Consider the following 2737-nt stretch of genomic DNA (forward strand, 5'->3'; position numbering starts at 1 on the left):
TATTGACAAAGCAAAACAATTACTCAATTATGCTCCCCACTATTCGTTTCAGGACGGATTGAAAGAAGCCGTAAAATGGTATTGGGACAATTTAAAACAAGATTAACAATTACAATTTATAATGAAGATAACTAATATTTGTTGTATTGGCGCTGGCTATGTTGGAGGACCAACGATGGCTGTTATTGCCGAAAAATGTCCGGGTATTAAAGTTACTGTGGTCGACTTAAATGAAGCACGAATAGCTGCCTGGAATGATAAAGATGTAAACAATATTCCAATATACGAGCCGGGTTTAAACGAATTGGTAGCCAATACCAGAGGAAAGAATTTATTCTTTTCTACCGATGTGGATAAAGCGATTGATGAAGCCGAACTGATTTTTATTTCGGTCAATACACCAACCAAAACCTACGGAACCGGAAAAGGAATGGCGGCCGATTTAAAACACATCGAACTTTGTGCCCGACAAATTGCCAAAGTAGCCAAATCGGACAAAATCATTGTAGAAAAATCAACCCTGCCGGTTAGAACTGCGGAAGCCATAAAAAGTATTTTAGACAATACCGGGAATGGCGTTCAGTTTCAAATTTTATCCAATCCTGAATTCTTGGCCGAAGGTACCGCGGTGCCCGATTTATTAAGCCCTGATAGAGTTCTTATAGGTGGTGATACTAGCCCGGAAGGACAAAAAGCAATCAATGCTTTGGTAGCTGTTTACGCCAATTGGGTGCCGAAAGAACGCATTTTAAAAACCAATGTTTGGTCGTCTGAATTGTCAAAATTAACGGCCAATGCTTTTCTGGCACAACGCGTTTCTTCCATCAATGCCATTTCTGAATTATGCGAAAAAACAGAAGCCAATGTTAACGAAGTAGCCAAAGCCATTGGTATGGACAGCCGTATTGGTTCTAAATTCTTAAAAGCCTCTGTTGGTTTTGGAGGCTCTTGTTTTCAAAAAGATATCTTGAACCTGGTCTATATCTGCAAAGCTTTCGGGCTAAATGAAGTGGCCGATTACTGGGAACAGGTTATCATCATGAATGATCATCAAAAAAGACGCTTTTCTAAAAACATTGTGCAAACACTGTATAATACCGTTTCCGGAAAAAAAATCGCATTTTTGGGTTGGGCCTTTAAAAAAGACACCAACGATACCCGTGAATCTGCAGCCATTTATGTGGCCGATGATTTAATCAACGAACAAGCCAACATTGCTTTATTTGATCCAAAAGTGTCTCACAAACAAGTCTTGTTTGATTTGAATTACCTGGAAACAAGAACTGCTTCAGAAAACGAAAAATACATAGCTACATTTGGAAGCGCTTACCAAGCTTGTGAAAATGCACATGCCATAGCGATTCTGACAGAGTGGGATGAATTTAAAGAATACGATTGGCAAAAAATATATGATACGATGTTAAAACCTGCTTTTATTTTTGATGGCAGAAATTTATTGGATGCCGATAAAATGAGAGAAATAGGGTTTGTTTATCAGGCAATTGGCTCTAAATAAACTATATTAGCTAACTTAAATTTTAGATTTTTCTAAAAAAAACATGGATTCAAAAATTGCAATAATAGGATTGGGATATGTAGGTTTACCACTGGCAAGATTGTTTGCTACTAAATATTCAGTCGTTGGATTTGACATCAATCAAAACAGAATAACCGAATTAAATTCAGGCAAAGATGCTACGCTTGAGATTGATGAACAAACACTCAAAGCGGTTTTAGTAAATACGTCTTCAGCCGAGAAAGGACTTTTTTGCAGTAGTAATTTAGACGACATTAAAAATTGTAATTATTATATTGTTACGGTTCCCACTCCAGTTGATAAAAATAATCGTCCTGATTTGACACCTTTGTACAAATCGAGCGAAACCGTTGGGAAAGTCTTGAAAAAAGGCGACATCGTAATTTATGAATCTACGGTGTATCCGGGTGTTACCGAAGAAGAATGTATTCCCGTGTTAGAAAAAGTAAGCGGATTGAAATTCAATGTTGATTTCTTCGCCGGTTATTCCCCGGAGCGAATCAATCCCGGAGATAAAGAACACACCGTTGAGAAAATATTGAAAGTAACTTCAGGATCTACGCCTGAAATCGGACAGAAAGTCAACAACTTATACAAATCGGTTATCACGGCCGGGACGCATTTGGCACCGAGCATAAAAGTAGCCGAAGCCGCCAAAGTCATTGAAAATTCGCAACGTGATATCAATATTGCTTTTGTAAATGAATTGGCCAAAATCTTCAATTTATTAGAAATTGACACGCATGACGTACTGGAAGCCGCCGGAACCAAATGGAATTTCCTTCCGTTCAAACCGGGTTTGGTTGGTGGCCATTGCATAGGAGTAGATCCATATTATTTGGCACAAAAAGCACAGGAAAAAGGATACCATCCCGAAATTATTTTGGCCGGAAGACGTCTGAACGACAGTATGGGCGAATATGTAGCCTCACAAGTGGTGAAACTCATGATTAAAAAAGGAGTGACCATTAACGGCGCAAAACTGTTGATGTTGGGCTTTACTTTTAAAGAAAATTGTCCCGATGTCAGAAATACAAAAATTGTAGATGTAGTATCCGCTTTAACCGATTATGGCATGGAAGTGACCATTTTTGATCCTTGGGCAAAACCCGAAGAAGTGTGGCACGAATACAGTTTGAAGACTACCAACGTATTGCCAACGGATACTTATGATGCCTTGGTATTGGGCGTGGCTCATAA

2 protein-coding genes are annotated in these 2737 nt (G+C 38.7%); both read left to right on the forward strand.

Annotated elements, in window-relative coordinates; all coding sequences use genetic code 11:
- Positions 1–121: 121 nt before the first annotated feature.
- Positions 122–1516, forward strand: a complete 1395-nt coding sequence (locus V7D82_RS13610) for a UDP-glucose 6-dehydrogenase (protein ID WP_333601497.1) — start codon at positions 122–124, stop codon at positions 1514–1516.
- 43 nt (positions 1517–1559) lie between these two features.
- A partial coding sequence (locus tag V7D82_RS13615) for a nucleotide sugar dehydrogenase (protein ID WP_333601498.1) occupies positions 1560–2737 on the forward strand: 1178 nt, incomplete at its 3' end.

This window comes from Flavobacterium sp., assembly GCF_036741995.1.
In the GTDB taxonomy this organism is placed as follows: Bacteria; Bacteroidota; Bacteroidia; order Flavobacteriales; family Flavobacteriaceae; genus Flavobacterium.

Excerpts from the sequence above, each read along its gene's own strand:
- V7D82_RS13610 (WP_333601497.1), top strand. The coding sequence starts at position 122 with ATGAAGATAACTAATATTTGTTGTATTGGCGCTGGCTATGTTGGAGGA.